Source organism: Ralstonia sp. TCR112, assembly GCF_007997035.1.
GTDB classification, from domain to species: Bacteria; Pseudomonadota; Gammaproteobacteria; order Burkholderiales; family Burkholderiaceae; genus Ralstonia; species Ralstonia edaphi.
Window position 1 is genome coordinate 1 of record NZ_VOSS01000245.1, and the last position, 684, is coordinate 684.

1 protein-coding gene is annotated in these 684 nt (G+C 72.4%); it reads right to left on the minus strand.

The annotated features are described in order from the left end of the window. Positions 1-659 (minus strand): lytic transglycosylase domain-containing protein (locus FUT88_RS25645; protein WP_261797304.1); only part of this gene is annotated, 659 nt, incomplete at its 3' end. Positions 660-684: the final 25 nt, after the last annotated feature.

Genomic DNA, 684 nt, shown 5'->3' on the forward strand with positions numbered 1-684 from the left:
ATCACTTGCCGGCCGGCCTGGCCCGTGCACGCGCTGCCGGTCAGCACCCGTGGTTGCGCCGCCGCTGAAGCTGCGCGTGGCGCCCTCGGGGCCGGGGTGCCGCCGCCCGCGGGCACCACGGGAATCGGCTCGATCCGCCCACCGGTCGCGTCGGGCACGATGGCCGGCACGTCGCCGGCGTTGGCAACCACTTTCTGCACATAGCCGTGGCGGAAGCCGGTCTCGAAGTTGCCGCTGTAGTAGCACGACAGCGCGGCGCGCAACGCCTGCTGCTGGTCGCCATAGCGCGGCAGCGAGCGCGCGAAGCACTCGGCGAGGATGGTGCCGCCTGCGCGCAGATTGCGGCAGGCATCGAAGGCCGTCTCCAGCGTCTCGCCAAAGCGCGCGAGGTTGTAGCGGTTGACCTGCCCGAGGCCGACGCTGAAGTTGTAGCCCTGGCGTTCCAGGGAACGTGCCGTCGCCACGGCTTCTTCGAGCGTGGCGGGCTGGCGCACCAGCCGGCCGCCCACCACGCCGATCGCATACGGGTTGTAGGCCGATTCCGTGCGCACCAGCGCTTCGAGCGTGAGGCGGTCCACCCGCGGCGCGCAGGTGGCGGCCAGCGTGGCGAAGGCACGCGCATCAATGCGCGGCCCCGCCACGGCAGAGGTGGCGGCCATGCAGGCGGCAAACGCCATGGCGGCG